General features: G+C 65.8%; 1 pseudogene. It reads right to left on the bottom strand.

From position 1 onward, the window contains the following. Positions 1-269: pseudogene (gene sod, locus AUR64_RS10385) on the bottom strand (superoxide dismutase [Mn]); the annotation flags it as partial.

Here is a 269-nt window from a genome sequence, read left to right as displayed (position 1 = left end):
GCCCAACCGGACGCGTCCTTCGCGGCGGCTTCGAACTCGCCCTTCCAGGCGTCGTAGGAGCCGAAGTCTTCGGCGATGCGGTCTGCGAGGTCACCCGACGGCTCCTCGCCGCCTTCCGGCGACATGTTCTGCCAGAACAGGTCGTGCAGGATGTGACCCGAGGAGTTGTGAGTGACGCTGCGCATTGCGCCGCCCGAAGAGCCGAACTCACCGGCCTCGCGGTTCTCTGCAAGGGTTTCTTCGGCCGAGTTCCAGCCGTTGACGTAGCC

Origin of the sequence: Haloprofundus marisrubri, assembly GCF_001469955.1 — an archaeon.
Classification (GTDB): domain Archaea; phylum Halobacteriota; class Halobacteria; order Halobacteriales; family Haloferacaceae; genus Haloprofundus; species Haloprofundus marisrubri.
Note: the sequence above shows the minus strand (reverse complement) of the source record. Positions and strands in the feature narration are given on the sequence as shown.